This is a genomic window from Moorena sp. SIO4E2 (genome assembly GCF_010671945.1).
Lineage (GTDB): Bacteria > Cyanobacteriota > Cyanobacteriia > Cyanobacteriales > Coleofasciculaceae > Moorena > Moorena producens.
The window spans coordinates 1-1,415 of record NZ_JAAHIE010001211.1 but is presented as its reverse complement, the minus strand read 5'-3'; the positions used below and the strand labels follow the sequence as shown (position 1 = coordinate 1,415).

Below are 1,415 nucleotides of genomic sequence, written 5' to 3'. Positions count from 1 at the left end.
TTCCTGAACTACTGCTGACTTTTTCAGCTGGTCACCCACCAGGAGGTATTGACTCAAACTATTACTCTGACTAATTTGTCAGTTTTACTGAGATCTAGTCTACCGTACTTTTAAAAGAGCCGCACCCATATATATTTTGCGATAAGTCGTCAAGTCATCGCTAAATATTTGTTCGCGTAGCGTGGCCTACGGCCAGGGGTCTATCCATCCCCACCCCTGCATAGGGATGGGGATGGATAGACCCCTCAAACTCCCCGATCAGTTAAACAGTGAAAAGACTGTTGGCTTGATCAGGTTTTGATACAGGGCATTATTAGTTTCAGGCAACGATAGCAACTGCAGTATTGCCCCCATTGCCATTTGGTGTGGGGACTTTTTTGTCGTACTTTAGCTACAGCGACTTTCAGATCGTGTCGGCTTGAATACTTATCCCTGATTAATTAATCAATGCCTAAAACACCCTACCGATTTACTAGCAAAGCATCCGGAATACCTCACTTGATCAAGTAAATTAATTGGTGTAGAAACAGGTAATGCTTTACCCAGCAGACTACTCTATGACTAAAAAAATCTTGATCGTTGATGATGAACCTTATATGAGACTCCTGATCGAGCAAACCCTGGAAGACCTGGAAGATGAAGGGGTAGAATTACTCACCGCTGAGGATGGTGAAGATGCTCTAGAGCAAGTTAAGTCAGAGCAACCTAATCTGGTATTTCTAGATTTAATGATGCCGAAAATGAGTGGTTTTGATGTCTGTAATCAGATCAAAAATGTTCTGTGTATCAAAGATATTTATGTGATCATGCTAACGGCTAAGGGACAGGAGTTTGATAAACAAAAGGGCAAAGAGGTCGGCACAGATATGTACCTCACTAAACCCTTTGACCCTGATCAAGTTTTGGAAAAATCTCAAGAAATACTTGGTATCACCGCTACTAGCGTGAAGTACCCCAACCTGCTTCGCTGAGGTTGGGGCTTCCAATTCTCAGGTCAACTCAGGGACGGTTTTATTCGTCTTTCGGGCTTCCCGCGCGCGTCCCCGACGCCTCAACCAGAGGCGCGACCCAAGGCCGGGGAACCCGGCCTTGGAGGCGCGCGCCTGCTAGAATTGGTCTTACTCAGCGTCCACAGGCAGACATCCGCCTTCCGCAGACGTATAGTTTGACGACAGACTTACCTTGGAATTACAGCATCTATGGCTAACCAGCCGGGGCAAGTCTCTTCCCTGAGCTCTGCTAGTACTTTGTATACCTTCTATCAATAGGTAGCCTTTTAGTCAGTCAGGCGGGTCATCGACCAATTTTATTATATCACGAATCGGTCTCGCTATCCATCCCCACCTTTAAAGAAGCTGGGGATGGATAGCGAGTTTTGTTAAAGCCATCATCCTTCAGCTTCTGAGTTCGCCGTA

General features: G+C 45.8%; 1 protein-coding gene. It reads left to right on the top strand.

The features are described 5' to 3' along the window. Nucleotides 1-557 precede the first annotated feature (557 nt). Nucleotides 558-971: a response regulator transcription factor gene (locus F6K37_RS42275; RefSeq protein WP_044495885.1), complete on the top strand. Its 414-nt coding sequence runs from the start codon at nucleotides 558-560 to the stop codon at nucleotides 969-971. Nucleotides 972-1,415: the final 444 nt, after the last annotated feature.